The organism is Streptococcus marimammalium DSM 18627, assembly GCF_000380045.1.
GTDB lineage: Bacteria > Bacillota > Bacilli > Lactobacillales > Streptococcaceae > Streptococcus > Streptococcus marimammalium.
Map to the genome: position 1 here is coordinate 141,570 of NZ_KB904357.1, position 24,208 is coordinate 165,777.

General features: G+C 33.5%; 22 protein-coding genes and 5 tRNA genes. 23 read left to right on the forward strand and 4 right to left on the reverse strand.

All coding sequences use genetic code 11. From position 1 onward, the window contains the following. Nucleotides 1–7: 7 nt before the first annotated feature. The 11 genes from sufB to A3I1_RS0105285 all read left to right on the forward strand — a co-directional run bounded on the left by sufB (nt 8) and on the right by A3I1_RS0105285 (nt 8,689). Nucleotides 8–1,426 (forward strand): Fe-S cluster assembly protein SufB, encoded by a 1,419-nt coding sequence (sufB, locus tag A3I1_RS0105235; protein ID WP_018370234.1) that lies wholly within the window; start codon nt 8–10, stop codon nt 1,424–1,426. A 264-nt stretch (nt 1,427–1,690) separates the two neighbouring features. After that, on the forward strand, nt 1,691–3,670 hold the full coding sequence (locus tag A3I1_RS0105240; RefSeq protein WP_018370235.1) for a peptide ABC transporter substrate-binding protein: 1,980 nt from the start codon (nt 1,691–1,693) through the stop codon (nt 3,668–3,670). A 71-nt stretch (nt 3,671–3,741) separates the two neighbouring features. Further along, nucleotides 3,742–5,238, forward strand: a complete 1,497-nt coding sequence (locus A3I1_RS0105245; RefSeq protein WP_018370236.1) for an ABC transporter permease — start codon at nt 3,742–3,744, stop codon at nt 5,236–5,238. Further along, nucleotides 5,238–6,164: an oligopeptide ABC transporter permease OppC gene (gene oppC / locus A3I1_RS0105250; RefSeq protein WP_018370237.1), complete on the forward strand. Its 927-nt coding sequence runs from the start codon at nt 5,238–5,240 to the stop codon at nt 6,162–6,164. The genes A3I1_RS0105245 and oppC overlap by 1 nt, the downstream gene beginning before the upstream one ends. 12 nt (nt 6,165–6,176) lie before the next feature. Continuing rightward, nucleotides 6,177–7,247 (forward strand): ABC transporter ATP-binding protein, encoded by a 1,071-nt coding sequence (locus tag A3I1_RS0105255; protein WP_018370238.1) that lies wholly within the window; start codon nt 6,177–6,179, stop codon nt 7,245–7,247. After that, entirely contained in the window at nt 7,240–8,169 is a 930-nt protein-coding gene (locus A3I1_RS0105260) for an ATP-binding cassette domain-containing protein (protein WP_018370239.1), read from the forward strand. Before A3I1_RS0105255 ends, A3I1_RS0105260 begins: the two co-directional genes overlap by 8 nt. 102 nt (nt 8,170–8,271) lie before the next feature. After that, nucleotides 8,272–8,344: transfer RNA gene (locus tag A3I1_RS0105265), tRNA-Asp, on the forward strand. A 24-nt stretch (nt 8,345–8,368) separates the two neighbouring features. Continuing rightward, nucleotides 8,369–8,441 (forward strand) — tRNA-Lys (locus A3I1_RS0105270). A 3-nt stretch (nt 8,442–8,444) separates the two neighbouring features. Next, nucleotides 8,445–8,517 (forward strand) — tRNA-Thr (locus tag A3I1_RS0105275). A 14-nt stretch (nt 8,518–8,531) separates the two neighbouring features. Then, nucleotides 8,532–8,605 (forward strand) — tRNA-Ile (locus tag A3I1_RS0105280). 12 nt (nt 8,606–8,617) lie between these two features. Beyond that, nucleotides 8,618–8,689: transfer RNA gene (locus A3I1_RS0105285), tRNA-Glu, on the forward strand. Nucleotides 8,690–8,757: 68 nt separating this feature from the next. Here the strand turns inward: A3I1_RS0105285 and ntdP are convergent. Next, nucleotides 8,758–9,291, reverse strand: coding sequence for a nucleoside tri-diphosphate phosphatase (gene ntdP, locus A3I1_RS0105290; RefSeq protein WP_018370240.1), 534 nt, complete (start codon nt 9,289–9,291; stop codon nt 8,758–8,760). 78 nt (nt 9,292–9,369) lie between these two features. Next, nucleotides 9,370–10,152, reverse strand: coding sequence for a recombination regulator RecX (gene recX, locus A3I1_RS0105295; RefSeq protein WP_018370241.1), 783 nt, complete (start codon nt 10,150–10,152; stop codon nt 9,370–9,372). Nucleotides 10,153–10,185: 33 nt separating this feature from the next. Between recX and rlmD the strand changes: the two genes are divergently transcribed. The 6 genes from rlmD (at nt 10,186) to A3I1_RS0105320 (ending at nt 15,956) form a co-directional block, all read left to right on the forward strand. After that, nucleotides 10,186–11,544: a 23S rRNA (uracil(1939)-C(5))-methyltransferase RlmD gene (rlmD, locus tag A3I1_RS0105300; RefSeq protein ID WP_018370242.1), complete on the forward strand. Its 1,359-nt coding sequence runs from the start codon at nt 10,186–10,188 to the stop codon at nt 11,542–11,544. Between the two features lie 298 nt (nt 11,545–11,842). Continuing rightward, nucleotides 11,843–12,808, forward strand: a complete 966-nt coding sequence (locus tag A3I1_RS0105305; RefSeq protein ID WP_018370243.1) for an FAD:protein FMN transferase — start codon at nt 11,843–11,845, stop codon at nt 12,806–12,808. 84 nt (nt 12,809–12,892) lie between these two features. Continuing rightward, nucleotides 12,893–13,666, forward strand: coding sequence for a nucleoside phosphorylase (locus tag A3I1_RS0105310; protein ID WP_018370244.1), 774 nt, complete (start codon nt 12,893–12,895; stop codon nt 13,664–13,666). Between the two features lie 60 nt (nt 13,667–13,726). Then, nucleotides 13,727–13,870, forward strand: a complete 144-nt coding sequence (locus A3I1_RS08525) for an NUDIX hydrolase (RefSeq protein WP_169332635.1) — start codon at nt 13,727–13,729, stop codon at nt 13,868–13,870. A gap of 157 nt (nt 13,871–14,027) precedes the next feature. Continuing rightward, nucleotides 14,028–14,744 (forward strand): GntR family transcriptional regulator, encoded by a 717-nt coding sequence (locus A3I1_RS0105315; protein ID WP_018370245.1) that lies wholly within the window; start codon nt 14,028–14,030, stop codon nt 14,742–14,744. Nucleotides 14,745–14,783: 39 nt separating this feature from the next. Further along, the gene (locus tag A3I1_RS0105320; protein ID WP_018370246.1) at nt 14,784–15,956 is read left to right on the forward strand and encodes an SIS domain-containing protein; all 1,173 of its coding nucleotides are present in this window, start codon (nt 14,784–14,786) and stop codon (nt 15,954–15,956) included. Between the two features lie 31 nt (nt 15,957–15,987). Here A3I1_RS0105320 and A3I1_RS0105325 read toward each other — a convergent pair whose 3' ends face one another. Then, complete coding sequence (locus A3I1_RS0105325; protein ID WP_018370247.1) at nt 15,988–16,698, reverse strand: GntR family transcriptional regulator; 711 nt, start codon at nt 16,696–16,698, stop codon at nt 15,988–15,990. A 203-nt stretch (nt 16,699–16,901) separates the two neighbouring features. Here A3I1_RS0105325 and A3I1_RS0105330 point away from each other — a divergent pair, with 203 nt between their 5' ends. From A3I1_RS0105330 to A3I1_RS0105350, 5 genes are read left to right on the forward strand one after another with little or no spacing between them, the layout of a single operon-like run. Beyond that, nucleotides 16,902–18,668, forward strand: coding sequence for a glycoside hydrolase family 35 protein (locus A3I1_RS0105330; protein WP_018370248.1), 1,767 nt, complete (start codon nt 16,902–16,904; stop codon nt 18,666–18,668). Nucleotides 18,669–18,691: 23 nt separating this feature from the next. Next, on the forward strand, nt 18,692–19,174 hold the full coding sequence (locus tag A3I1_RS0105335) for a PTS sugar transporter subunit IIB (protein WP_018370249.1): 483 nt from the start codon (nt 18,692–18,694) through the stop codon (nt 19,172–19,174). A 30-nt stretch (nt 19,175–19,204) separates the two neighbouring features. Further along, entirely contained in the window at nt 19,205–20,095 is an 891-nt protein-coding gene (locus A3I1_RS0105340; RefSeq protein WP_018370250.1) for a PTS mannose/fructose/sorbose/N-acetylgalactosamine transporter subunit IIC, read from the forward strand. Further along, the gene (locus A3I1_RS0105345) at nt 20,082–20,909 is read left to right on the forward strand and encodes a PTS system mannose/fructose/sorbose family transporter subunit IID (RefSeq protein ID WP_018370251.1); all 828 of its coding nucleotides are present in this window, start codon (nt 20,082–20,084) and stop codon (nt 20,907–20,909) included. The genes A3I1_RS0105340 and A3I1_RS0105345 overlap by 14 nt, the downstream gene beginning before the upstream one ends. A 16-nt stretch (nt 20,910–20,925) precedes the next feature. Continuing rightward, nucleotides 20,926–21,330 (forward strand): PTS sugar transporter subunit IIA, encoded by a 405-nt coding sequence (locus tag A3I1_RS0105350; RefSeq protein WP_018370252.1) that lies wholly within the window; start codon nt 20,926–20,928, stop codon nt 21,328–21,330. A 579-nt stretch (nt 21,331–21,909) separates the two neighbouring features. On the opposite strand, the gene A3I1_RS0105355 is transcribed toward A3I1_RS0105350, so the two are convergent. Then, nucleotides 21,910–22,458, reverse strand: coding sequence for an NADPH-dependent FMN reductase (locus A3I1_RS0105355; RefSeq protein WP_018370253.1), 549 nt, complete (start codon nt 22,456–22,458; stop codon nt 21,910–21,912). A 411-nt stretch (nt 22,459–22,869) separates the two neighbouring features. On the opposite strand from A3I1_RS0105355, the gene A3I1_RS0105360 reads away from it, so the two are divergent. Next, nucleotides 22,870–24,195: an MATE family efflux transporter gene (locus A3I1_RS0105360; protein ID WP_233275095.1), complete on the forward strand. Its 1,326-nt coding sequence runs from the start codon at nt 22,870–22,872 to the stop codon at nt 24,193–24,195. Nucleotides 24,196–24,208 lie beyond the last annotated feature (13 nt).

Here is a 24,208-nt window from a genome sequence, read left to right on the forward strand (position 1 = left end):
AATGAATATGCCTGAGAAAAATGAAAAAATAGAGCCTAAACCAATTGATTTAGGAGATTACCAGTTTGGCTTTCATGATGATGTTACTCCGATTTTTTCAACGGGGAAAGGACTTAATGAGGAGGTTGTTAGACAGTTATCAAAAGCTAAAGATGAACCCGAGTGGATGCTAGAATTTCGCCTGAAATCATTAAGGACTTTTAATAAAATGCCCATGCAAGAATGGGGACCAAATCTATCAGATATTGACTTTAATAGCATTATTTATTATCAAAAAGCTTCTGATCGACCTGCTAGGTCATGGGATGATGTGCCTGAAAAAATTAAAGAAACTTTTGAAAGAATTGGTATTCCAGAAGCAGAACGTGCTTTTTTAGCAGGTGCCTCAGCTCAATATGAATCAGAAGTGGTTTACCATAATATGAAAGAGGAATTTGAAAAATTAGGCATTGTCTTTACAGATACTGACTCAGCTTTAAAAGAGTATCCTGAGTTATTTAAACAGTATTTTGCTAAACTAGTCCCACCAACTGATAATAAATTAGCTGCACTCAATTCAGCAGTTTGGTCCGGCGGAACCTTTATTTATGTTCCAAAAGGAGTGAAGGTAGATATTCCACTACAAACTTATTTTAGAATCAACAATGAAAATACAGGACAGTTTGAAAGAACTCTTATTATTGTTGATGAGGGGGCAAGTGTTCATTATGTTGAAGGTTGTACAGCACCAACCTATTCAAGTAATAGTCTCCATGCAGCTATTGTTGAAATTTTTGCTCTTGATGGTGCTTATATGCGTTATACGACTATTCAAAACTGGTCTGATAATGTCTACAATCTTGTAACAAAACGTGCCCAAGCTCTAAAAAATGCTACAGTGGAGTGGATTGATGGTAATCTTGGTGCTAAAACGACTATGAAGTATCCATCCGTTTATCTAGATGGTCCAGGTGCACGAGGAACCATGTTATCCATTGCATTTGCAAATAAAGGGCAAAATCAAGACACTGGAGCAAAAATGATTCATAATGCACCTCATACCAGTTCATCCATTGTTTCTAAATCGATTGCAAAAAGTGGAGGAGAAGTCAATTATCGAGGGCAAGTGACATTTGCTAAAAACTCTAAAAAATCAGTTAGCCATATTGAATGTGATACGATTATTATGGATGATTTGTCAAAATCAGATACTATTCCATTTAATGAAATTCATAATTCGCAGGTGGCTTTAGAACATGAGGCAAAAGTATCTAAAATTTCTGAAGAGCAGTTGTATTACTTAATGAGCCGTGGTTTAACTGAAAGTGAGGCCACAGAAATGATTGTTATGGGCTTTGTTGAACCCTTTACAAAAGAACTGCCAATGGAATATGCTGTTGAACTGAATCGTTTGATTAGTTATGAGATGGAAGGATCAGTGGGTTAAATAGCGTTATTTTCATGGCTACATTATATGATTTTTGATAAACTAGTTATTAGATAAGATCAGTTAATAATCTTATCTAATAACTTTTTTTAGAAGGTATTACATGAAAAAAATTTCCAAATTATTATAATAATCAAAATATAATTTTTAACAATAGACAAAATTTTCTGATAAATCACTTTCCTAAAAATTTTTTTTATGATATAATGTATCTTATAGACAGAAAATGTCTTTGAAAATGAAAATGAAAATGAGGTACTTTTTATGGATAAAAAGACAAGATTACTGGCTTTAGCCGGCGTTACACTATTTTCGGCTGCGACATTGGCAGCTTGTGGTGGTTCTAAATCAACTGGCGATAAAGCTGAAACGTCAACTTATACTTATGTATATACATCAGATCCATCTGATTTAAACTATATTGTTACAAACAAAGATACAACAACTAATGTTACAGGAAACCTAGTAGACGGTTTGTTGGAAAATGATGAGTTTGGCAACATGGTTCCGTCTTTAGCAGAGGAGTGGAAAGTTTCAGAAGATGGAACAGTTTATACTTACACACTTCGAGATGATGCTAAATGGTTTACATCAGATGGTGAGGAGTATGCAAAAATTACTGCAGAAGACTTTGTCACTGGGCTTAAATATGCTGCTGATAAAAAATCTGAAGCACTTTACCTCGTTCAAGATTCAATTAAAGGATTGGCTGACTATGTTAACGGAACAACAGATGACTTCTCAACTGTAGGCGTTAAAGCATTAGATGAAAAAACAGTTCAATATACTTTAGCTAGACCTGAAACTTATTGGAATTCTAAAATGACTATGGGTATTTTATTCCCTGTTAACGCAGAATTCTTAAAATCAAAAGGTGATAAATTTGGGGCACCAAATGCTGAAAGCATTTTATATAGTGGACCTTATTTACTATCATCTCTAACAACAAAATCTTCTATTGAATACACCAAAAACCCTAACTACTGGGATGCTGATAATGTTTCTATTGAGAACATTAAGTTAACATACTATGATGGTTCTGATCCTGAGTCATTAGTCAACAATTTTTCTGACGGTGTGTATAATATTGCTAGAGTATATCCAAATACACCAAGTTATGCATCTGTAAAAGAAAAATATAATGATAATATTATATATGGACCTCAAGATGGTACTTCATATTATGGAGTCTTCAACCTTAACCGTTCAGCATATGAACATTCAGCTAAAACAACAGATAGTCAAAAAGAGTCAACTAAAAAAGCTATTTTAAATAAAGATTTCCGTCAAGCGGTTAACTTTGCATTTAATAGAACATCTTATGCTGCACAGGATGCAGGAGAAGATGCGGCAACTAAACAATTACGTAATGCCGTAGTTCCTGAAAATTTCGTTACTATTGGAGAAGAGAGCTTTGGTCAAGTATCTCAACGTGAATTAGTTGAATATGGTGATGAGTGGAAAGATGTTGATCTTTCAGACGGACAAGATGGATTATTCAATCCTGAAAAAGCTAAGGCAGAATTTGCAAAAGCTAAAGCAGCTCTAGAAGCTGAAGGTGTTGAATTCCCAATTCACTTAGATTTACCAGTTTATCAATCAAGTGAAGTACAAGTTCAAAAAACAGCTTCAATTAAACAATCAATTGAAGATACTTTAGGTTCTGATAACGTTGTTATAGATCTACATCCATTAGATGAAGATAGTTATTATGCTATTACTTTCTATGCTGAAACACCTGAGCAAATGGACTATGACCTCTCAACAGCAGCTGGTTGGGGTCCTGACTATCAAGACCCATCAACATATTTGGACATCTTCAATCCAACTGATGGTGCAATAGTTCGTCAGCTTGGTATTGAAGCTGGAGGAAGTAAAGATGTTGTTTCAACAGTAGGATTAGATAAATATGAAGAACTACTTCGTGAAGCTGGAGCTGAAACACATGATGTTAAAAAACGTTACGAATTATATGCAAAAGCTAACGCTTGGTTAACAGATAGTTCAGTTATTTTAATGACTACCTCAAAAGGTGGAGTTCCAGTACTAAGTAAACAAGTTCCATTTTCAGGCTCATACTCATGGTCAGGCATGAAGAGTTCAGTGTCATCATATAAGTATATCAAACTTCAATCTGACATTGTAACTGCTAAAGATTATGAAAAAGCATTTAAAAAGTGGAAAGAAGAAAAAGCAAAATCTAATGCTAAGGAACAAGAAGATTTTGAGAATCATGTAGAATAAAAAATAATAATTTTTCGGGAGAACTTTCTCTACCTACTATAGAGAAGGTTCTTTTGAAATTGGAGGGAAAAATGAAAAAATACATTTTCAGTCGTATTTTAAGGTCACTAGTATCAATTTTTCTGATAACAACTTTGATATATGCTATAGTTTTTACTTTGGTACCTAGAAAACTTATTTTCAAACAAGATAGTACTTACAGTAAGATGGCGGCTGATCCGGATAAAAAAACCAATTATGAAAATACAATTTTTGAAAAAATGGGTTATATCCAATATATGTCTTCAAAAGAGCTACAAAAAGCTGCAAGTAAGATAGATGAAACAGTTACTATTGATAATAATGAAAAAAATAAGTCTATCTATAAAAAATATATCAAATCAGTTGGTCAAAATTGGAAACTCGAGCAAATGCCAAACAATAAAACTTTTTATGCTACTCGAGAAATTCCATTATATGAACGAGTATTTAAATTTTACGCTAATTTAGTTCAATTTGATCATCCTTGGAAAATTCAAGATGCTAAGAATCCTGATTTGGAACGTTATATTCGTATTGAAAATGACTCTTCAATTGGTTGGTCAGTAGTTGGTTCTGGAACTGAACATAAATACCTTTTGTATTTTAATAAATCTTTCCCTTTTATCCATCAGAATTTTATTACATTAGATTTAGGGCTTTCTTATCCTACTTTTTCTAATACACCTGTTTTACAGGTTATTAGTCAAGGTCAAGGTCAAAAAAGATCTCTAGAAGTGAAATTTCCAAACGGGGAAACGAAAACTACCCCAGTTGACATCTACAGTAGAACTTATCAATCCCCTAGTAAGGCTGACAGGAGATCAAAAGTACTCTACGGTGATGATCCATACTCGAATACACAATATAATTATAAAGATCCATCAATGTTAGAAATGTCTGCTAGAATTGGTCTAGCTGGGATTTTAATTGCTTATGCAGTAGCACTTCCTTTGGGGTCATATATGGCGCGTTTCAAAAATACTATTTTTGATAGGGGTTCTACTGGAATGTTGACGTTCTTATTGGCCATCCCTTCTATTGCTTTAATCTATGTTGTGAGATTCGTTGGCTCTTCTTTTGGACTGCCTGATGTTTTCCCTACGCTAGGGGCACATAATATTTTGTCCTATATCATGCCGTCGATGATTTTGGCAATATTATACATTCCTGGTTTAGCGCTATGGGTAAGACGTTATCTAATTGATTTACAATATAGTGATTTTGCTCGTTTTGCTAGAGCCAAAGGATTATCCGAAAAGGAAATTGCAAATAAGCATATCTTTAAAAATGCTATGGTCCCAATTGTAGCTGGCGTACCAAGTTCTATTCTAAGTGTTATTGTTGGTGCAACTTTAACGGAAACAGTTTTTGCTTATCCAGGTATGGGTAAAATGTTAATTGACTCAGTCAAAGCAGCAAATAATAGTATGGTTGTTGGTCTAGCCTTTATCTTTTCAGCCTTGTCTATTCTCGCTTTACTTTTAGGAGACTTAGCAATGACTGCGCTAGATCCACGTATTAAATTATCTGACAAGGGGGGTAAATAATGTCTAAGATTGATAAAACTAAATTTCAATTTGTACAAAGAGATGATTTTGCTTCTGAAGTCATTGATGCACCAAGTTATTCTTATTGGAAATCAGTATTTACAGAATTCTTGAAGAAAAAGTCAACAGTTATTATGAGTGGGATTTTAATTCTCATCTTATTGTTTAGCTTTATTTATCCAATGTTTTCAGATTATGACTTTAATGATGTTAGCAAGATTAATGATTTTTCAGCCAGATATATCTCGCCAAATGGCGAATTTTGGTTTGGAACTGATAAAAATGGTCATTCGCTTTTTGATGGTGTTTGGTATGGTGCAAGAAATTCTATTCTAATCGCCTTTATTGCAACTTTCATTAATCTTTTTGTTGGAGTTGTTGTTGGAGGTATTTGGGGAATCTCAAAAAAAGTTGATATGATTATGATTGAGGTTTATAATGTCATTACAAATATTCCATCATTGTTGGTTATTATTGTTTTAACCTATGCTTTTGGAGCTGGATTTTGGAATCTAGTTTTAGCAATGACTATTACAGGTTGGATAGGTGTAGCCTATTTTATTCGTGTTCAGATTTTACGCTATCGTGATTTAGAATATAACCTAGCCAGTCGTACTTTAGGTACTTCTACTTTCAAAATGGTTACGAAAAATTTATTACCTCAACTTATTTCAGTTATTGTAACTCAAATGTCACAAATGTTACCTAGCTTTATTTCGACTGAAGCCTTTCTGTCATATTTTGGATTAGGCCTACCATATACAGTACCTAGTTTAGGTAGATTAATTCAAAACTATACACAGAATGTGACTACTAATGCATATCTTTTTTGGATTCCATTAACCACTCTTGTGGTAGTATCATTATCTCTTTTTATTGTAGGTCAAAACCTTGCTGATGCAAGTGATCCACGTTCACATTCATAGATTGGAGTAGATATGTTAAAAGAAAAAAATGTAATATTATCTGCCAAGGATGTGGTGGTAGAATTTGACGTCCGTGACAAGATTCTTACTGCCATCCGAGGTGTTTCGGTAGAATTAGAAGAAGGAGAAGTTCTTGCCCTAGTGGGAGAATCAGGCTCTGGAAAATCTGTTCTCACAAAAACCTTCACTGGTATGTTAGAGGAAAACGGACGCATTGCTTCAGGAAGCATCTTGTATCGTGGTCAAGACTTAACGGCTTTAACTAGCAACAAGGATTGGGAAGAAATTAGAGGAAAGAAAATAGCAACCATCTTCCAAGATCCAATGACCAGTCTTAATCCTATTAATACCATCGGAAGTCAAATCACAGAAGTTATTATTAAGCATCAAAAAGTTTCTTCTCAAGAAGCGAAAAAAATGGCAATTGATTATATGAACAAAGTTGGTATCCCAGAAGCTGAAAAGCGTTTTGATGAATATCCCTTTCAGTATTCTGGTGGTATGAGACAACGGATTGTTATCGCGATTGCTTTAGCTTGTAAACCAGATATTTTAATTTGTGATGAACCGACAACAGCACTTGATGTAACCATTCAGGCTCAAATTATTAACTTATTGAAAACTTTACAAAAAGAATACAAATTTACTACTATCTTTATTACCCATGATTTAGGTGTAGTTGCAAGTATAGCTGATAAAGTAGCCGTTATGTATGCCGGAGAAATAGTTGAGTTTGGAACTATTGAAGATATTTTCTATAATCCTTATCATCCGTATACATGGAGCTTACTATCAAGTCTTCCTCAGTTGGCTAATGAAAAAGGTGAACTTTTTTCAATACCAGGAACACCACCTTCTCTTTATACTCAAATAAAAGGAGACTCATTTGCTTTGAGGTCTGATTATGCTATGGAAATCGATTTCGAAATGCATCCACCTATTTTTCATATAACTGATTCTCATTGGGCTAAAACATGGTTACTTCATCCAGATGCTCCAAAAGTTGAAAAGCCAGAGGCGATTCAAAACTTGCATGAAAAAATTAAAAATAAGATGATTTTGGAGGAGCAACAAAATGGTTGAGAGATTAGTTGAAATAAAAGACTTAGAAATTTCTTTTGGAAAAGGAAAGAAAAAATTTGTTGCTGTTAAAAATGCTAATTTCTTCATTAATAAAGGAGAAACATTCTCATTAGTTGGTGAATCTGGTTCAGGAAAAACAACTATTGGCCGTGCCATTATAGGATTAAATCCTACTAGTAAGGGTGATATCTTATATGAAGGAAAAAAAATTAATGGTAAAATAAGCAAAAATGAACAACGAGATGTCATTCGTAAAATCCAAATGATTTTTCAAGACCCTGCTGCTAGCCTTAATGAACGTGCAACAATTGATTATATTATCTCAGAAGGCTTATATAATTTTAAATTATATGATAATGAAGAAGACCGTAAACGAAAGGTTGATGAAATAATAAGTTCTGTTGGGCTGTTACCTGAACATTTAACACGCTATCCACACGAATTTTCAGGTGGACAACGTCAACGTATCGGTATAGCAAGAGCTCTTGTGATGCATCCTGATTTTGTTATTGCGGATGAACCAATTTCTGCCTTAGATGTTTCTGTTCGAGCGCAAGTTTTAAATTTATTAAAAAAATTGCAAAAAGAGCTCGGTTTAACATATCTATTTATTGCTCATGATTTATCAGTGGTTCGTTTTATTTCTGATCGTATCGCTGTTATTCATAAAGGTGTTATTGTAGAGGTTGCAGAAACTGAAGAATTATTTAGAAATCCAATCCATCCATATACAAAATCATTATTATCGGCTGTTCCTATTCCAGATCCTATTTTAGAACGTCAAAAAGAATTGATTGTTTATGATGTTGATCAGCATGATTATTCAGTTGATAAACCAACAATGGTTGAGATTAAACCGAATCATTTTGTTTGGGGGAACTCAAAAGAGATTGATTCTTATAAAGAAAAACTTAAAAAATAATGTAAAACCATCTACAATTTTGTAGGTGGTTTTTAAAAAAAGATTGACAATGAAGAAAGGAGATGATAAAATAAAATAGTTGTTTCTTTTAAAAACCTAAAAGGTCCCGTAGTGTAGCGGTTATCACGTCGCCCTGTCACGGCGAAGATCGCGGGTTCGATTCCCGTCGGGACCGTTTGTTAGTGTTAACAAAAAATAAGACTCGTTAGCTCAGTTGGTAGAGCAATTGACTTTTAATCAATGGGTCACTGGTTCGAGCCCAGTACGGGTCATTTGCCGGCTTAGCTCAGTTGGTAGAGCATCTGATTTGTAATCAGAGGGTCGCGTGTTCAAGTCATGTAGCCGGCATTAACAATAAATTTGGGCGCGTAGCTCAGGTGGTTAGAGCGCACGCCTGATAAGCGTGAGGTCGGTGGTTCGAGTCCACTCGTGCCCATTTATAAATTATGGTCCGTTGGTCAAGGGGTTAAGACACCGCCTTTTCACGGCGGTAACACGGGTTCGAATCCCGTACGGACTATTTTTAGAATCAGAAATGATTCTTTTTTTATTGAAAAAGCACCTATGATTAATAGGTGCTTGACAACTTTATTTATTCTTCAGTCTAAGATAACGCTTATACCAAATATTAACATAGGATTGAGAAAATGGACCTTTTTGATTATTAATCCAGTCAACTAATATTTTGACATTTTCTTTCAGAATAAAATCGATATCAGATGAATAATTCATCTTTTTTTTATGATTTTCATACTCATCAACATCTAACAATTTTTTCTCCCCATCTGCAAAGACTTTAACGTCTAAATCATAATCAATATATTTTAGAGCCTCAGCATCTAAAACATAAGGACTTGCTAGGTTACAATAGTAGGAGATGCCATTATCTCTAATCATAGCAATGATATTAAACCAATATTTTTTATGAAAATAGACAATAGCTGGTTCTCTTGTTACCCAACGTCTACCATCATTTTCAGTGACTAAAGTATGGTCGTTTACGCCAATAATAGCATTCTCGGTTATTTTAAGAACCATTGTTTCACGCCACGTCCGATGTAAGCTGCCATCATGTTTATAACTTTGAATTGTAATAAAGTCGCCTTCTTTAGGAATTTTCATGGCCTACCAACTTTCTACAATTAACGTTGTCCTTAACTAGTCTATCACAATTTATTCGAAAACGCACGCTTTGTGAAATTATAAGTCAAGATAGTCACGAAGTACTGTTTTAATGCGATCATAATCAAAACCTTTTCTCACAAGAGCTTGCATGAGTTTTTGCTTTAATTCATAACCATCGTATCTCCTGCTATATTTTCGATATTGTTTTTCTGTTTCTTTTTGAATTAAAGTCGCATCATTTTCGTCATCATTCTCAATAGTTAATGTATCAAATGCTATTTTTGCATCAGTGTAAGAAAACCCTTTGGTAGTAAGAGATTGAGTAATCTTGTCTTTTAAGGCATTAACAGGAAGTCGGCTTTCGTATTTTCTTAAAAGTTTTTGAGCTGTTTTTTCAGCTACTTCTGTAAAATCATATTTCTCAATGGTTTGTTCAATTATTTTTTCGTCTAAGCCTTTTTGCTTTAGTTTTTGAGTTAATATATAAGGTCCTTTATTACCAGATTTAAGAGATTGTTCAATAAAAGTTTCTATGTACTTTTGATCATTAAGCCAATTTTCTTCTTTTAATTGTTGGATAATAGTAGGAATACTAGTTTTTTTAATGTCATGTTTTACAAGATAGTCAAAAACTTCTCTTTCAGTTCGCAGTTTAAATGATAAAAGATAAATTGCAAGATTTTTACCATAAGAAAACTGGGCAAAATTTTTAATCTCCTCCAACTCTTTTTCATTAATAGATTTATTTTTGGTCAGCATAAAGCGAACAATAGTATCTTCTGTGATGTAAAGTTGTTCTTTTTTATCTAATTCCAGCAGATAAAGGCGTTTTTTCTTTTCTAATCGACTAATTTTCATGTTTTTATTATATCAAAATGGTAAAATAGAAGCATGAATTTAACAGTAAAACAAAGAATTCCTTTAAAAATTAAAAAAATGGGAATCAACGGAGAAGGCATTGGTTTTTACAAGAAAACATTGGTTTTTGTCAGAGGAGCCTTAAAAGGAGAGGATGTTTTTTGCCAAATTACCGCAGTAAAGCGTCATTTTGCTGAGGCTAAATTGCTTAAAATCAATAAAAACTCAAAATTTCGTGTGGTACCAGAATGTTCTATTTATGAAGAGTGTGGTGGTTGTCAAATCATGCATCTTCGTTATGATAAGCAATTAGTTTTTAAGACAGATCTTTTAAAGCAAGCCTTGAAAAAATTTAAGCCTCAGGGCTTTGAGCATTTTGAAATTAGACCTACAATTGGGATGAAAGAACCAAAGCATTACCGTGCTAAGTTGCAATTTCAGACCAGACGCTTTGGCCAGAGTGTTCATGCGGGACTTTTTGCGGAAAATTCTCATCGTCTTGTAGAGATTAGGGATTGTCTTGTTCAAGATAAAATGACACAAATTATCATCAATCGAATTTCGGAATTATTAGAAGAGTTTCATTTTCCTATCTATGATGAACGAAAAACTGCTGGTGTTAGAACGGTCATGATTAGAAAAGCAAGGGAGACCAATCAAGTTCAAATTATGTTTGTCACTAGTAAAGTCCTTGATTTTATACCTATTGTTAAGGTCTTGACTGATGAATTCAAAGACATTAAAACAGTTTCCATGAATATCAATACTTCTAAAAAAAGTGATATTTATGGTGACAAAACAAGTCTATTATGGGGACAAGAAAGTATTACTGAGGGTGTTCTTGATTACCAGTTTTCTCTATCGCCAAGAGCTTTTTATCAACTGAATCCAGAACAGACAAAGATTCTTTATCAAGAAGCTGTTAAGGCATTAGATGTGTCGAAAAAAGATCATCTCATAGATGCTTATTGTGGTGTTGGGACCATTGGCTTTGCTTTTGCTGACAAGGTGGCTTCTGTGAGAGGGATGGATATCATCAAAGAAGCAATCCATGATGCAAAAAACAATGCTAGACAAATGGGTTTTAACAATACCTATTACGAAGCAGGTAAAGCAGAAGAGATTATCCCAAAATGGTACAGTGAAGGTTACCGGGCAACTGCTTTAATTGTAGATCCTCCAAGAACGGGATTAGATGATAAGCTATTAAAGATAATCACTACTTATAAACCAGAAAAAATGGTCTATGTCTCTTGTAATGTTTCTACCTTGGCAAGAGACTTGGTGAAACTAGTCAGTGTTTATGATGTTAAGTACATTCAATCAGTAGACATGTTTCCTCATACTGCAAGAACCGAGGCGGTAGTGAGACTACAACGAAAGAAAGGCTAAGAATCCTTTATTTTAAGCACTTTTTCAAGCATTTTGTCTTTATTGAAAAGAGTGATTTTGACCTAAAAGGTTCAAAAAAAGGACATAGATGTAAATGTCTGTTTGGATGTCGACTGCGTAGACATGAAAAGCAATTTTAACCTTTTTATCCCAACACTCTTCTAAAAAATAATAACTATTTTTTTTGAAGAAAACGATTAAGTCTTTTTAGAATTCATAATCATTGACTATTAATAACAAAACAAGCTCCCAAGCAGTGTAGAATCACTTCTAAACAGAATTTTTTAAAAGGACTAACATGATTAAACAGATATCTAAACGGTTTAAAATGATGGGAACGGTGATTGATTTATCGATCACAGCCACCAATCCATCTGATATAATGAAGCAATCAGAAAAACTTTTAAAAGAGTATGAAAAGCGTTTTAGTGCTCACAGCAGTAAATCAGAACTAACAGCCATCAATCTTAATGCTGGGCATCAGCCTAAACAAGTCCATCCTGATTTGTTTGAATTGATAAGCATCGGCAAAACCCATAGTTTATCAGAAGATAGTGGTTTAAACATTGCTTTAGGCAGTGTTATTCGCCAATGGCGTATTGGTTTTCAAGATGCTAAGAAACCAACGTCTGTTGCCATTAAAAAGGCTTTAGCTCTGACTAATCCTCATCAGATTAGATTAGATGAGACTAAAAAAGCGGTTTTTCTAGCCCAAAAAGGAATGGCTCTAGATCTTGGTGCCCTTGCTAAAGGTTATACTGCTGATAAGCTAAAAGCTTGTTATCAAAAAAACAAGGTCACCTCAGCAGTTATAAATCTTGGGGGAAATGTTCTTTTATATGGCGACAATCCAAATAGTGCTGATGGTTATTGGCGCGTTGGTATCAGAAATCCTTACCATAAAAAAGAGGAAGATAGTGTTGTGTTAAGTTTAAAAAACCAATCAGTTGTCACTTCGGGTACCTATGAAAGACAATCAATGATTGATGGCAAAAGTTTTCATCACCTGATTGACCGACAAACAGGTTATCCTTTAACCACAAATATTATCAGTTTGACGATTATTTCAAAAGACTCTTTAGATGGAGAAATTTGGTCCAGTCGTTTGTATACTAAGACACCTAAAGAAATATTGGCGATAGTAGATACTTTAGAGGGAATAGAAGTTCTCATCTTAACCACTGATCAAGTTCTTTATTTATCAAATGGCTTAAAAAATAAGCTGGTTTATCAAGATTCAGAAATGAAACAAAAAAATATATAAAAAAAGAAGTCACCTACTAAACGAGACTTTTTTTTTTATTCTCTTTTTGATATGATAGAACAAATAAAAGTGGGAGACTTGCCAATGATTTTAACAGAATTTGATGAAGCAAAAAAAGCAATTATTAATCCAGAAGATATTATTGCTCCAATTAAAGATTTTCCTTGTACCGTTATTACTTGTTTTGCGCGTGAGACCTTTAAAAGATTGTTGCATCAGTTTCCTCATCAAGTCCTAACGACAACAACAATGGCTAATATGGAGATACCAATCTATGTTTTAACAATAGAAGAAACTCGGATTGGTTTTTTTAACTCCTATGTTGGTGCAGCTGGTTGTGTTGCTGTACTTGAGGATTTGATTGCTATGGGAATGAAGAATTTGTTGGTATTTGGGACATGTGGTGTTTTAGATGCTACTATTGAAGAAACCTCTATTATCATACCAAACTCTGCTATTAGAGATGAGGGGACTAGCTATCATTATTTAAAAAGTAGTTGCGAAGTATCAGTTAATAAAGACTTTCTTTCTGAAATGACAACCTTTTTTAATGAGGAAAAAGTTTCTTATCAAATAGGAAAGGTTTGGACAACAGATGGTATTTACCGAGAAACAGCTGCCAAAATGAAACAAAGAAAGTTAGAAGGAGCCATTTGTGTTGATATGGAATGCTCGGCGATTGCTGCTATGAGTCAATTTAGAGAAATTAACCATGCGCAACTCTTTTATTCAGCTGACAACCTAGATGCTGAGGTTTGGGATGAAAGAAGCCTTAGTAATCATGCCGACTTGGAAAGAAAGGATGAAATTGGTCAACTAGCGATAAGACTAGCAAAAACACTATTTGAAAAGGGGTAAAAATGATCTCACAAAAAAGTTACACTAGCATTGTAGCGGCATTAGCGATATTAGAAATTTATGTCACTTAAAAGATGGTCATTGTATGCCAAATCATCAAGTTTCAAGATGACTTATTTTGTTAGGACTAATTTGCCAGCTTTATCAATTAAACTTACCTCTGAAAAAGAATTAGAAATACTTTGGACTATTTTGAAAAATTAGAGAGATTGCTCTCCGATTGAAAGCGTTATCTTATTGATTAAATAAGAGTTTGAAAGATTAAAAATTTTCTTTGAAATCTCATTTTCCTCTTGACTACTTTATATTAATATATTATACTGGAAGTGTGGTTATAACCAGGCGATGAAAGGAGAAAACGATGAGTGACAAACCGTTGTATTTACAACTAGCTGATACACTAGCCAAAAAGATAAAAGAGTTGTTTTCTCCCAATGATAAATTATTGTCTGAGCGTGAATTAACCAATCAATATGGTGTCAGTCGAATGACAGTAAGATTGGCCTTGCAGGAATTAGAAACCAGAGGTTTAATCTATAAAAAGCATGGTAAAGGGACATTTGTAGCTGAAACTAGCGGTGGTACAGTTGACTTATCAGCATCTTACAGTTTTACTGATCATATGAGAAATTTAGGGAAAGTTCCTAAAACTAAAATTCTCTCTTTTAGTGAGGTTAAGGCTTCAGATTATATTGCTAAGCAGCTAAATATTTCTCAAAATGATATAGTCTACGAGATTGAACGATTGCGAATTGCTGATGATGTACCGATGATGGTAGAGCGTTCCTATATTCCAAAGGATATTTTTAAAAATTTAAAGTATGAACGTGTCTCTCAAAAACCTCTTTATGAGATTTTCTCTGATGATTATAGTCAGACCATAAGGACAGCAGAAGAAGAATTTTTTGCCAGCATTGCACTTGACCGTGAGGCCAAATTTTTAAAGATTAAATCAGGAAGTCCTGTTTTGCATATTATCCGCAAAACGTTTAATACAAAAAATCATATCATTGAGTTTACTTTTAGTATTGCACGTGCTGACCAATTTAGATACAAAATCACACATCATAAAACCTAACTGATAACTATCAGAAATAAAAATAAAAAGGAGAAAATAATGTTTCAATATAGTGATGAACAATTAGAAAAATTAGGTGCTAAGATTACAACCAAAGAAATCAAGCAACAGCCTGAGCTTTGGCAAGAGGCTTTTGACTCATATAAACAACGACAAGAAGAAATAATGGCTTTCTTGGAGAAAGTGAAGGCGGCTAGCCCTAATAAGCGCGTGAAAGTAATTTTTACTGGAGCTGGAACTTCTCAATATGTCGGAGATACAGTTTTACCATTTTTAAAACAAAATGGTGATCGAAGCCGTTTTATTTTTGAAAGTGTAGGAACGACTGATTTAGCTTCTGTTCCTTATGAACATCTTTTTGAAGACGAAACACTTCTTCTTGTTTCATTTGCTCGTAGTGGAAATAGCCCAGAAAGTGTTGCAGCTGTTCAATTAGCTAACCAATTAGTGCCGTCAGTTTTCCACCTTACAATTACATGTGCTAAAGAAGGGCAATTAGCCAAAAATGCTGAAGGTGATGATAAAAATCTTCTGTTATTAATGCCTGAGTTATCTAACGATGCAGGTTTTGCAATGACTGGTAGCTTCTCATGTATGTTACTAACAACTTTATTAACCTTTGACACTAAGCATTCATTAGCTGAAAAAGAAATTTTTGTTAATTATTTAGCAGAGATTACTCATGACATTCTTGATAGAGAAGATGTTATCAAAGCTATTGTTGATTTAGACTTTGATCGTATCGTTTATCTAGGGTCTGGTTCATTATCTGGTTTAACAAGAGAAGCACAACTTAAGATTCTTGAATTAACAGCTGGTAAAGTGGCTACTATGTTTGACTCTTCAATGGGCTTTAGACATGGACCAAAATCATTTGTTAATGAGAAAACTCTTCTAATTGATTTCATTCATAACAATCCTTACACAAGACAATACGATTTGGATTTAATTGAGGAAGTTTATGGTGATCAAATCGCTCTTAAAACACTTGCTGTTGGACAAAAAGGTGATTTAACTTTCTCAGGTGATACTTTTGAGTTGAAATCTGATATCATTCTTCACGACGCTTATCTTAGTCTAGCAGATGTTTTTGTCGCTCAAATGATTTCACTCATGACGGCTGTGAAAGTTAAAAACACTCCTGATACTCCTTCTAAAACAGGGACAGTTAACCGTGTTGTTAAAGGCGTTATCATTCATGAATACAAATAAAAAATAAAAAAAACTGGTCAAGCCAGTTTTTTTATTGCCCATTTGCAGTAATTTCAAATTTAAAGTATTTCCAATGTTTATAGCTTTCAATATACTCTAGAACTTCTTCACTATTACTACGTTTAGTTAATTTAATTTGCTTTATACTTGGTTCATTTGTTTTTAATTTCAAGCTACTAGCGATATGTTTAGGAGTAGGAAGGCTGACTTCGTTTGTTTCAACAAAGGGTTCCTCAGACATATGAATATTAAAATCTTCTTTAAAACGTTTATATATAGAATTATAATGAGATAAAGGTTTATTAGGATTTAAAACATAGCGTGCTGGAATATAAGATTGTTGGTAGATGTATGGTTGTTTGTCAGCTTTTCTTAGTCTTACTATTTTATAGTAAAAATCGTTTTTAGCCAATTCTAATTTATTAATATAGTCAGGGTCATTCCCTTTTTCAATAGAAAGAACAGTGACGATATCATTTTTTAATGGAAAGACTTCAATATCTGAAAAGCCAACCAATTTTCCCTTTCTTGAGCGAGAAACAAAAGTCCCTTTTCCTTGTTGGCGAACCAAATACCCATCTTTAACAAGTTCATTCATAGCACGAATGACAGTAATAGAACTGACCTTATAAATTTTTCTTAGTTCTAATTCTGTATAAAATTTATCACCATTTTCAAAATTACCATTAATAATCTGTTGGCGAAGTTCATCTTGAATCATTTGGTATTTAGGTATTTTCATATTACATCACTCCCTAACTTAAAAAAATGTAAGCGAATCCATTAAATTGGTTTTTAAAAATCTCTTTTATAATTATTATTATACTAAATATTTTTTAAAAAAGTAACATAGAAAATAATTTTTTGAAAAAATAACTTGATATAACCACTCAGATATGTTAATATAATAATGTAAAAATTAAAAAGAAATGGGAGGTGAAGTGTTTGCCTCAGTTTAAGATTTCTGATCAATTTTATATAGACGATAAACCTATCAAAATTATGTCTGGTAGTATTCACTATTTTCGAGTTCATCCAGATGATTGGTATCAATCTCTATATAATCTAAAGGCTTTAGGGTTTAATACTGTTGAGACTTATATTCCTTGGAATATGCATGAACCTCAAAAAGGACAGTTTACATCTGAAGGCATTCTTGATATTGAAAGATTCTTAGACTTATCACAAGAACTTGGTTTATATGCGATTGTTCGCCCTTCACCATTTATTTGTGCAGAATGGGAATTTGGTGGTCTACCAGCATGGCTTCTTAAAGAAAACATTCGTATTCGTACGGCTGATCCTACTTATTTGCAACATGTTGATGATTACTATGAGTTTCTCATCCCTAAACTAGCAAAACGTCAATTGAATCGAGGAGGAAACATTTTAATGTTCCAAATCGAAAATGAATATGGCTCATATGGGGAAGAAAAAGAATATCTAAGAGCAATTAAAAAATTGATGGAAAAAAGAGGCATTGATGCACCATTTTTCACATCAGATGGTCCGTGGCGAGCTACTTTAAGAGCAGGAAGCTTGATAGAAGATGATATATTGCCAACTGGAAACTTTGGTTCTAAAGCAAAAGAAAACTTTAAAATGATGCAAGATTTCTTTGATGAACACGGCAAAAAATGGCCGCTCATGTGTATGGAATTTTGGGATGGATGGTTTAATCGTTGGGGTGAAGAAGTCATAAGACGTGACCCAGATGAATTAGCTCAATCTGTTATGGATGCTTTAGAAATTGGCAGTGTCAATTTATACATGTTTCATGGGGGAACCAATTTTGGTTTTATGAATGGATGTTCAGCAAGAGGTCAAAAAGACTTACCACAAGTAACATCTTATGATTATGATGCTATTTTAGATGAAGCAGGAAATCCAAGTAAGAAATTTTACGCTCTTCAAAATCTTATGAAAAAAAGATTTCCAGAATTATCATATAGTAATCCTCTCATTAAAGAGGCAAAAGCTTATGATAAAGCTGAGTTGAAAGATAAAGTGAGTCTGTTTTCATTGATTGAAAATGAAAGCGATTACGTCTCTTCTTTCTATCCATTGAATATGGAAGAAATTGGTCAAAACACTGGTTACACTCTTTATCACACTGTCATTGAAAATGATAAAACAGATGAAGAAAAATTACGTGTTATCGATGCTAGAGATAGGATAAAACTTTATGCTGATGATAAGTTAGTGACAACACAATATCAAGAAGAAATTGGTGAGGATATTTTATTTACACCGCAAAGTAACGAAACGCATCTAAAGATATTGGTAGAAAACATGGGTCGAGTTAATTATGGACATAAATTAACTGCACCTACACAGAGAAAAGGTCTGGGTAGAGGTGTTATAGCCGACTTGCATTATATTGGTAATTGGAAAATATATCCATTACCACTTGAAAATCTCTCTAAAGTTGATTTTAATCAAGAGTGGCAAGAAGGAACTCCGAGTTTTTATAAATACCATATCACCTTAGATGATGTAAAAGATACTTATCTTGACTTGACTGGATTTGGAAAAGGTGTTGTCTTTGTAAACAATGTTAATATTGGTCGTTTCTGGAATAAAGGACCTATACTTTCTCTTTATTTACCACATGGATACTTAAAGCAGGGAGATAATGAAATTGTTGTCTTCGAAACTGAGGGACAATTTATGGAAAGTATAACTTTTTCAGAACAACCTGTAATATTATAAAAAAAAGAAAAGTGAGGAAAATCATGGCAATTATTGGTTCAAGAATTGACGGTCGTTTAATTCATGGTCAAGTAGCAAACCTTTGGTCAACTTCTTTAGGAATTACTAGAATTATGGTAATCGATGATGAAGTTGCTGAGAATGCTATCGAAAAAGCGGGTCTTAAATTAGCTGTCCCACCAGGTGTAAAATTAAGTGTTTTACCTGTTGAGAAAGCAGCTAACAACATTATGGCCGGTAAGTATGACGCACAACGTTTACTTATTGTAGCTAGAAGACCTGATCGCTTCTTACGTTTAGTTGAGTACGGTGTACCATTGACTGAATTAAATGTAGGAAACATGTCTCAAACAGAAGAAACTCGTTCTGTTACACGTAGCATTAATGTCGTAGATAGTGATATTGAAGCATTCAAAGCACTTGACGCTAAAGGTGTTCACTTAACTGCTCAAATGGTTCCAAGTGATCCAATCAACGACTTCATGCCTTTACTTAATAAGTTATAATTTTTATCCAAATAAAAGGAGGAAACAACCATGATTCAATGGTGGCAAATTTTACTTTTAACTCTTTACTCAGCATACCAAATCTGTGATGAGTTAACAATTGTTTCATCTGCTGGTTCACCTGTATTCTCAGGTTTTATCGCAGGTCTTGTAATGGGAGATGTAACTACTGGTCTTTATATCGGTGGTAGCTTACAACTCGTTGTTCTTGGTGTAGGTACCTTTGGTGGTGCTTCTCGTATCGACGCAACTTCAGGAGCTCTTCTTGCAACTGCGTTCTCAGTTGGTACAGGAATGGACAGAGAACTTGCAATCTCAGCGATTGCGGTACCTGTTGCGGCACTTATGGTATACACAGACGTATTAGGTCGTTTCTCAACTACTTACTTCGCACACCGTATTGACAAACATGTTGAAAACTTCAACTATAAAGGAATTGAAATTAACTACCTATTAGGTGCAATTCCTTGGGCACTTTCTCGTGCGCTTCCAGTATTCTTAGCGCTTGCACTTGGTGGAGATGCTGTTGGAAATATCTCTGACTGGATTACTAATAACGCACAATGGATGGCTGATGGTCTTATCCTTGCTGGTAAAATGCTTCCTGGTGTCGGTTTTGCTATCTTACTTCGTTACCTTCCAGTTAAGAAAAACCTTCTATATCTTGGTTTAGGTTTTGCTATTACTGCTATGCTTACAACTCTTTACGGATACATCGGTACTCTTGCTGGTGGTGTAGGTGTTGTATCAGAAATTGCAGAAGCATTAGGTGGTGCACAATTTAACGGTCTTCCAATGATCGGTATTGCTATAATCGGTTTTGCGTTAGCAGGAATCAGCTACCAAAATGCAGTTAATGCACCAGTAGCAGTAGCTTCTACTCAATCAGAAAGTGGGGAAATTGAAGATGACGAAATCTAATTACAAATTAACAAAAGCTGATTTTAATCAAGTTAATCGTCGTAGTTTATTTACTTTCCAATTAGGATGGAACTATGAGCGTATGCAAGCATCAGGATACCTTTACATGATCTTGCCACAACTTCGTAAAATGTATGGAGATAATACTCCTGAATTGTTAGAAATGATGCGTACACATACACAATTCTTTAACACTTCAAACTTCTTCCACACAATTGTTACTGGTATCGACCTTGCCTTGGAAGAAAATGAAGGTACTGCATCAAAAGATACTGTTACTGGTATCAAAACAGGTTTGATGGGCCCATTTGCTGCAATTGGTGATGCTTTATTTGCTGCAACTGTACCAGCTATCATGGGTGGTTTGGCTGCTGGTCTTGCTATTGAAGGAAATCCAGTTGGTATTTTCCTATGGGTAGCTGTTACTATGGTAATCAACGTTTTCCGTTGGAAACAATTAGAGTTTGCTTACAAAGAAGGGGTAAACCTTGTTACAACAATGCAACACAGATTATCAGCTCTTACTGATGCTGCAACTGTTCTTGGGGTATTCATGGTCGGTGCACTTATCGCAACAATGATTAACTTTAAATTTGGTTTTGCTCAAGACTTTGGTGGTGTTACATTTGATCTTCAAAGCACTCTTGACAAAATCTTCCCAAGACTTGTACCAGCTATGTTTGCAGGATTTGTTTACTGGTTACTTGGCCGTAAAGGTATGACATCAACAAGAGCAATCTTTATTGTTATTGCAATCGCTATCGGTTCAAAACTTATTACTAACTTCTTTGGTTTTGAAATCTTTACAGTCTAATTAGGAGGCGAATCGAGTGAGTAAACACTTAGTTTTAGTTAGTCACGGTTTATTCTGTGAAGAATTGAAAAAAAGCACAGAGATGATTATGGGCCCTCAAGAAAATATTCATGCGGTTAGCCTTTTACCAGAAGAAGGCCCAGATGATTTTCGTCAAAAATTAGAAGCAGTTGTTGAAGGTCTTGAAAACGTTGTTGTTTTTGCAGACCTCCTTGGTGGAACACCAGCAAACGTTGTTTCAAGAATGATGCTTGAAGGTAAGAAATTTGATTTCTATGTAGGTATGAATATGCCAATGGTTATCGGTTTCTTGAATGGTGTTTTATTAGATCAGGATGTTGATCTTGTCGAATTTGGTACAACAAATATTCAACATGTTAATGATGTGCTTTTTAGTGAAGACGATGATGAAGATGAATAATAAATAAATCTTTAAGTATCCAAACAGACCTACATTTGTAGGTCTGTTTTTTTTAAAAATAAATTACTTATAATGTCCGTTATGATTAAATTGATGAAATTTACTTGTATAAGTAGAAATTCAAACGAAATTAATAATAAGGTAGAGTTTAAATATATAAATTAAGTTATGAAAATTTCTATTATCTAATTATTATAAGAATTAATAGAGTGACCAATCAAAAAAATTCGTAAAGTATTTTTTAAGATTGATCCTAAGGCAGAAATCTATCCTAAAACTCACAATTTTTTTAAAATCATGAAAATGCAGAATAACATTTTTTGAAATTAGGAATCAGAAATGCTCTATAGAAGAAATAAGGATGTTTTTCTTGTAGTATTTAAGATAGCTATATCTAATTATCAGAAAAACTACAATAACAAATTAATAAAAAGAAAACTAAAAGGACTAATCTGTAAAATACAGATCTAGTCCTTTGAGGAAAATATAATGTTTATCTTTCGTTTTTAAGATTAAACACAATCCTTTTATTAAATTAAATTGCCATTTTTGAGAGAGCCGGTTGAAAGTGTTTGTCACTTAGTTGATTGCTTCAAGAAGAGTATTAGCTTGTTTTTTTAGATTTTCTTTTACATCATCTGAAATTTCTAGTTTACCAGTTTGCCAAGCTTCAGGGTTGATTTTAGATGCAGTAAAATCACCAACAACATTTGTGCGGATAAACGAAAGCATTTTATTGTACTCATCAAACATAGGCTCATGTCCACCATTTCCAACTGAAGAAACAGTTATTGTTTTTTGGTTAATTGCAGATGGTCCAGTTGGATCAGAAAGATCTAAAGCACGTGATAGCCAATCAAAAAGATTTTTAACAGCTCCTGGAACAGCAAAGTTATAAATTGGAGAGAAAATCCAAATAGCATCCGAAGCTAGAATCTCATCACGTACTTTTGAAATAGCTGGAAGATCTGTTAATTCTATGTCTTGGTTAAAGACAGGTACCTCAGAGTAATCTAAGTAAGACACTTCAGCTTTTCCAGAAAGTAGAGCCTCAGCCTCTTTAGCAAGTTGCTGGTTAAATGATTCTTTACGTAATGATCCAACGATGAAAAGAATTTTTTTAGTCATAAAATTTCTCCTTAAAATTATTTAGAATATGAAATAATTATATCCTTAATTATTTTATTTGTAAAGCGATATGTTTTAAAATGAATGGATTTTGAATTACTTTACATGGTTTTTTTTTGATTATTGCAATTCTAAAAATTGATAAGATGATTAAATCACTTTAAATCCAAAACGTTCATTAAGATTTATTTTCTTTTATAAGTTTATTTGTGGTGGTTCTTTATTTATATGAACTTATCATAAATGTGTTTTAATTAAATTTTATTATTTTGATTTGAGTTTTTTAAATTGCTAAGAAAAAAATTTGATGAATTTTAAATTGAAATGTGATATATTTATTTAGTATTTTAATGATTAGAATGGTAGGTGTTTTCAATTACTCAAATATCAAATTCGAATAAAATGGGCACGATGTCCATAAAACGATTAATTCTTAATATTTCATTGCCTATTATGTTTTCAATGTTGGTACAAGCTCTATACAACATTATTGATAGTATGTTTGTGGCTCAAATCAATGAAAATGCTTTAGCAGCCATTTCATTAGCTTTTCCAGTGCAAAACTTAAGAATAGCCGTAGCTGCCGGAACGGGAGTTGGTATGAATGCCCTTTTGTCAAAGAAATTAGGTGAAAAGGATCTAATTGGTGCTAGTAATGCTGCAAACACTGGCATTTTTTTAAATATCTGTCACTCTCTCCTTTTTCTTGTGTTAGGTCTTTTTGCTATCAGACCATTAATGTTACTTCAAACTTCAAACGAGATAATTGCTGAGTATGGCCAATCTTACATAACAATTATCTGTGTATTTAGTTTTTGTGCTTTTGCCCAAATAACATTTGAGCGTTTGCTACAATCAACTGGGAGAACTGTTCTTAGTATGTATTCTCAAGTATTTGGAGCAATTATAAACATTATCTTAGATCCGATTTTAATTTTTGGTTTTTTTGGTATTCCAGGGATGGGCATTGCAGGAGCAGCTATTGCAACCATTATGGCACAAGCAATGGCTTCATTATTAGCCCTATACTTCAATATTAAGTATAATAAAGAAATTACATTATCTTTAAAAAGTATTCTACATCCTATTAAATCAACTATTGTAAAAATATACTCTGTCAGTATACCATCAACTTTAATGGTATCTATTGGTTCACTAATGTTATTGATTATGAATCAGATATTGTTAGGTTTTTCTACGACAGCAGTTGCTGTTTTTGGAATATATTTTAAATTGCAAAGCTTCTTTTTTATGCCTCTTTTTGGCTTAAATGGTGGCTTAGTTCCTGTTTTATCTTATAATTATGGTGCTCGACAAAAAAATAGAATTGATGAAGCTGTGGAATTTGCAATGCTCTTAGCCATTACACTTATGGTTATAGGTTTAATTATTTTAGAATTATTTCCAAAAGAATTGTTGTCATTATTCAATGCTAGTACGAAAATGGAAGCTATTGGAATTTCAGCTTTACAAATAATAGCCTTATCATTTCCAATGGCAGCTGTTGGGATAACAATTAGTGGTGTTTTTGCTGCATTTTCAAAAAGCATTTACTCTTTAATGACATCATTATTTCGGCAATTAATAATTCTTAGTCCAGCAGCATGGCTATTATCTTTAACAGGAAATGTTAACAATGTTTGGTGGGCCTTTTTTGTCGCAGAAGTCGTATCAATGTTTATTTCTCTATTCTTTTATAGTAAAATTAAAAAAAATATTATCAATATGTTAGAATAAAAACTCAAAACCT

What these genes read in the sequence shown, in the direction of transcription:
- sufB (WP_018370234.1), top strand. Translation starts at nt 8, where the DNA reads ATGCCTGAGAAAAATGAAAAAATAGAGCCTAAACCAATTGATTTAGGA.
- oppC (WP_018370237.1), top strand. Translation starts at nt 5,238, where the DNA reads ATGTCTAAGATTGATAAAACTAAATTTCAATTTGTACAAAGAGATGAT.
- A3I1_RS0105305 (WP_018370243.1), top strand. Translation starts at nt 11,843, where the DNA reads ATGATTAAACAGATATCTAAACGGTTTAAAATGATGGGAACGGTGATT.
- A3I1_RS0105340 (WP_018370250.1), top strand. Translation starts at nt 19,205, where the DNA reads ATGATTCAATGGTGGCAAATTTTACTTTTAACTCTTTACTCAGCATAC.
- A3I1_RS0105355 (WP_018370253.1), bottom strand. Translation starts at nt 22,458, where the DNA reads ATGACTAAAAAAATTCTTTTCATCGTTGGATCATTACGTAAAGAATCA.
- ntdP (WP_018370240.1), bottom strand. Translation starts at nt 9,291, where the DNA reads ATGAAAATTCCTAAAGAAGGCGACTTTATTACAATTCAAAGTTATAAA.
- A3I1_RS0105335 (WP_018370249.1), top strand. Translation starts at nt 18,692, where the DNA reads ATGGCAATTATTGGTTCAAGAATTGACGGTCGTTTAATTCATGGTCAA.
- rlmD (WP_018370242.1), top strand. Translation starts at nt 10,186, where the DNA reads ATGAATTTAACAGTAAAACAAAGAATTCCTTTAAAAATTAAAAAAATG.
- A3I1_RS0105315 (WP_018370245.1), top strand. Translation starts at nt 14,028, where the DNA reads ATGAGTGACAAACCGTTGTATTTACAACTAGCTGATACACTAGCCAAA.
- A3I1_RS0105345 (WP_018370251.1), top strand. Translation starts at nt 20,082, where the DNA reads ATGACGAAATCTAATTACAAATTAACAAAAGCTGATTTTAATCAAGTT.
- A3I1_RS0105255 (WP_018370238.1), top strand. Translation starts at nt 6,177, where the DNA reads ATGTTAAAAGAAAAAAATGTAATATTATCTGCCAAGGATGTGGTGGTA.
- A3I1_RS08525 (WP_169332635.1), top strand. Translation starts at nt 13,727, where the DNA reads ATGTCACTTAAAAGATGGTCATTGTATGCCAAATCATCAAGTTTCAAG.
- A3I1_RS0105240 (WP_018370235.1), top strand. Translation starts at nt 1,691, where the DNA reads ATGGATAAAAAGACAAGATTACTGGCTTTAGCCGGCGTTACACTATTT.
- A3I1_RS0105245 (WP_018370236.1), top strand. Translation starts at nt 3,742, where the DNA reads ATGAAAAAATACATTTTCAGTCGTATTTTAAGGTCACTAGTATCAATT.
- A3I1_RS0105360 (WP_233275095.1), top strand. Translation starts at nt 22,870, where the DNA reads ATGTCCATAAAACGATTAATTCTTAATATTTCATTGCCTATTATGTTT.
- A3I1_RS0105320 (WP_018370246.1), top strand. Translation starts at nt 14,784, where the DNA reads ATGTTTCAATATAGTGATGAACAATTAGAAAAATTAGGTGCTAAGATT.
- A3I1_RS0105310 (WP_018370244.1), top strand. Translation starts at nt 12,893, where the DNA reads ATGATTTTAACAGAATTTGATGAAGCAAAAAAAGCAATTATTAATCCA.
- A3I1_RS0105325 (WP_018370247.1), bottom strand. Translation starts at nt 16,698, where the DNA reads ATGAAAATACCTAAATACCAAATGATTCAAGATGAACTTCGCCAACAG.
- A3I1_RS0105260 (WP_018370239.1), top strand. Translation starts at nt 7,240, where the DNA reads ATGGTTGAGAGATTAGTTGAAATAAAAGACTTAGAAATTTCTTTTGGA.
- recX (WP_018370241.1), bottom strand. Translation starts at nt 10,152, where the DNA reads ATGAAAATTAGTCGATTAGAAAAGAAAAAACGCCTTTATCTGCTGGAA.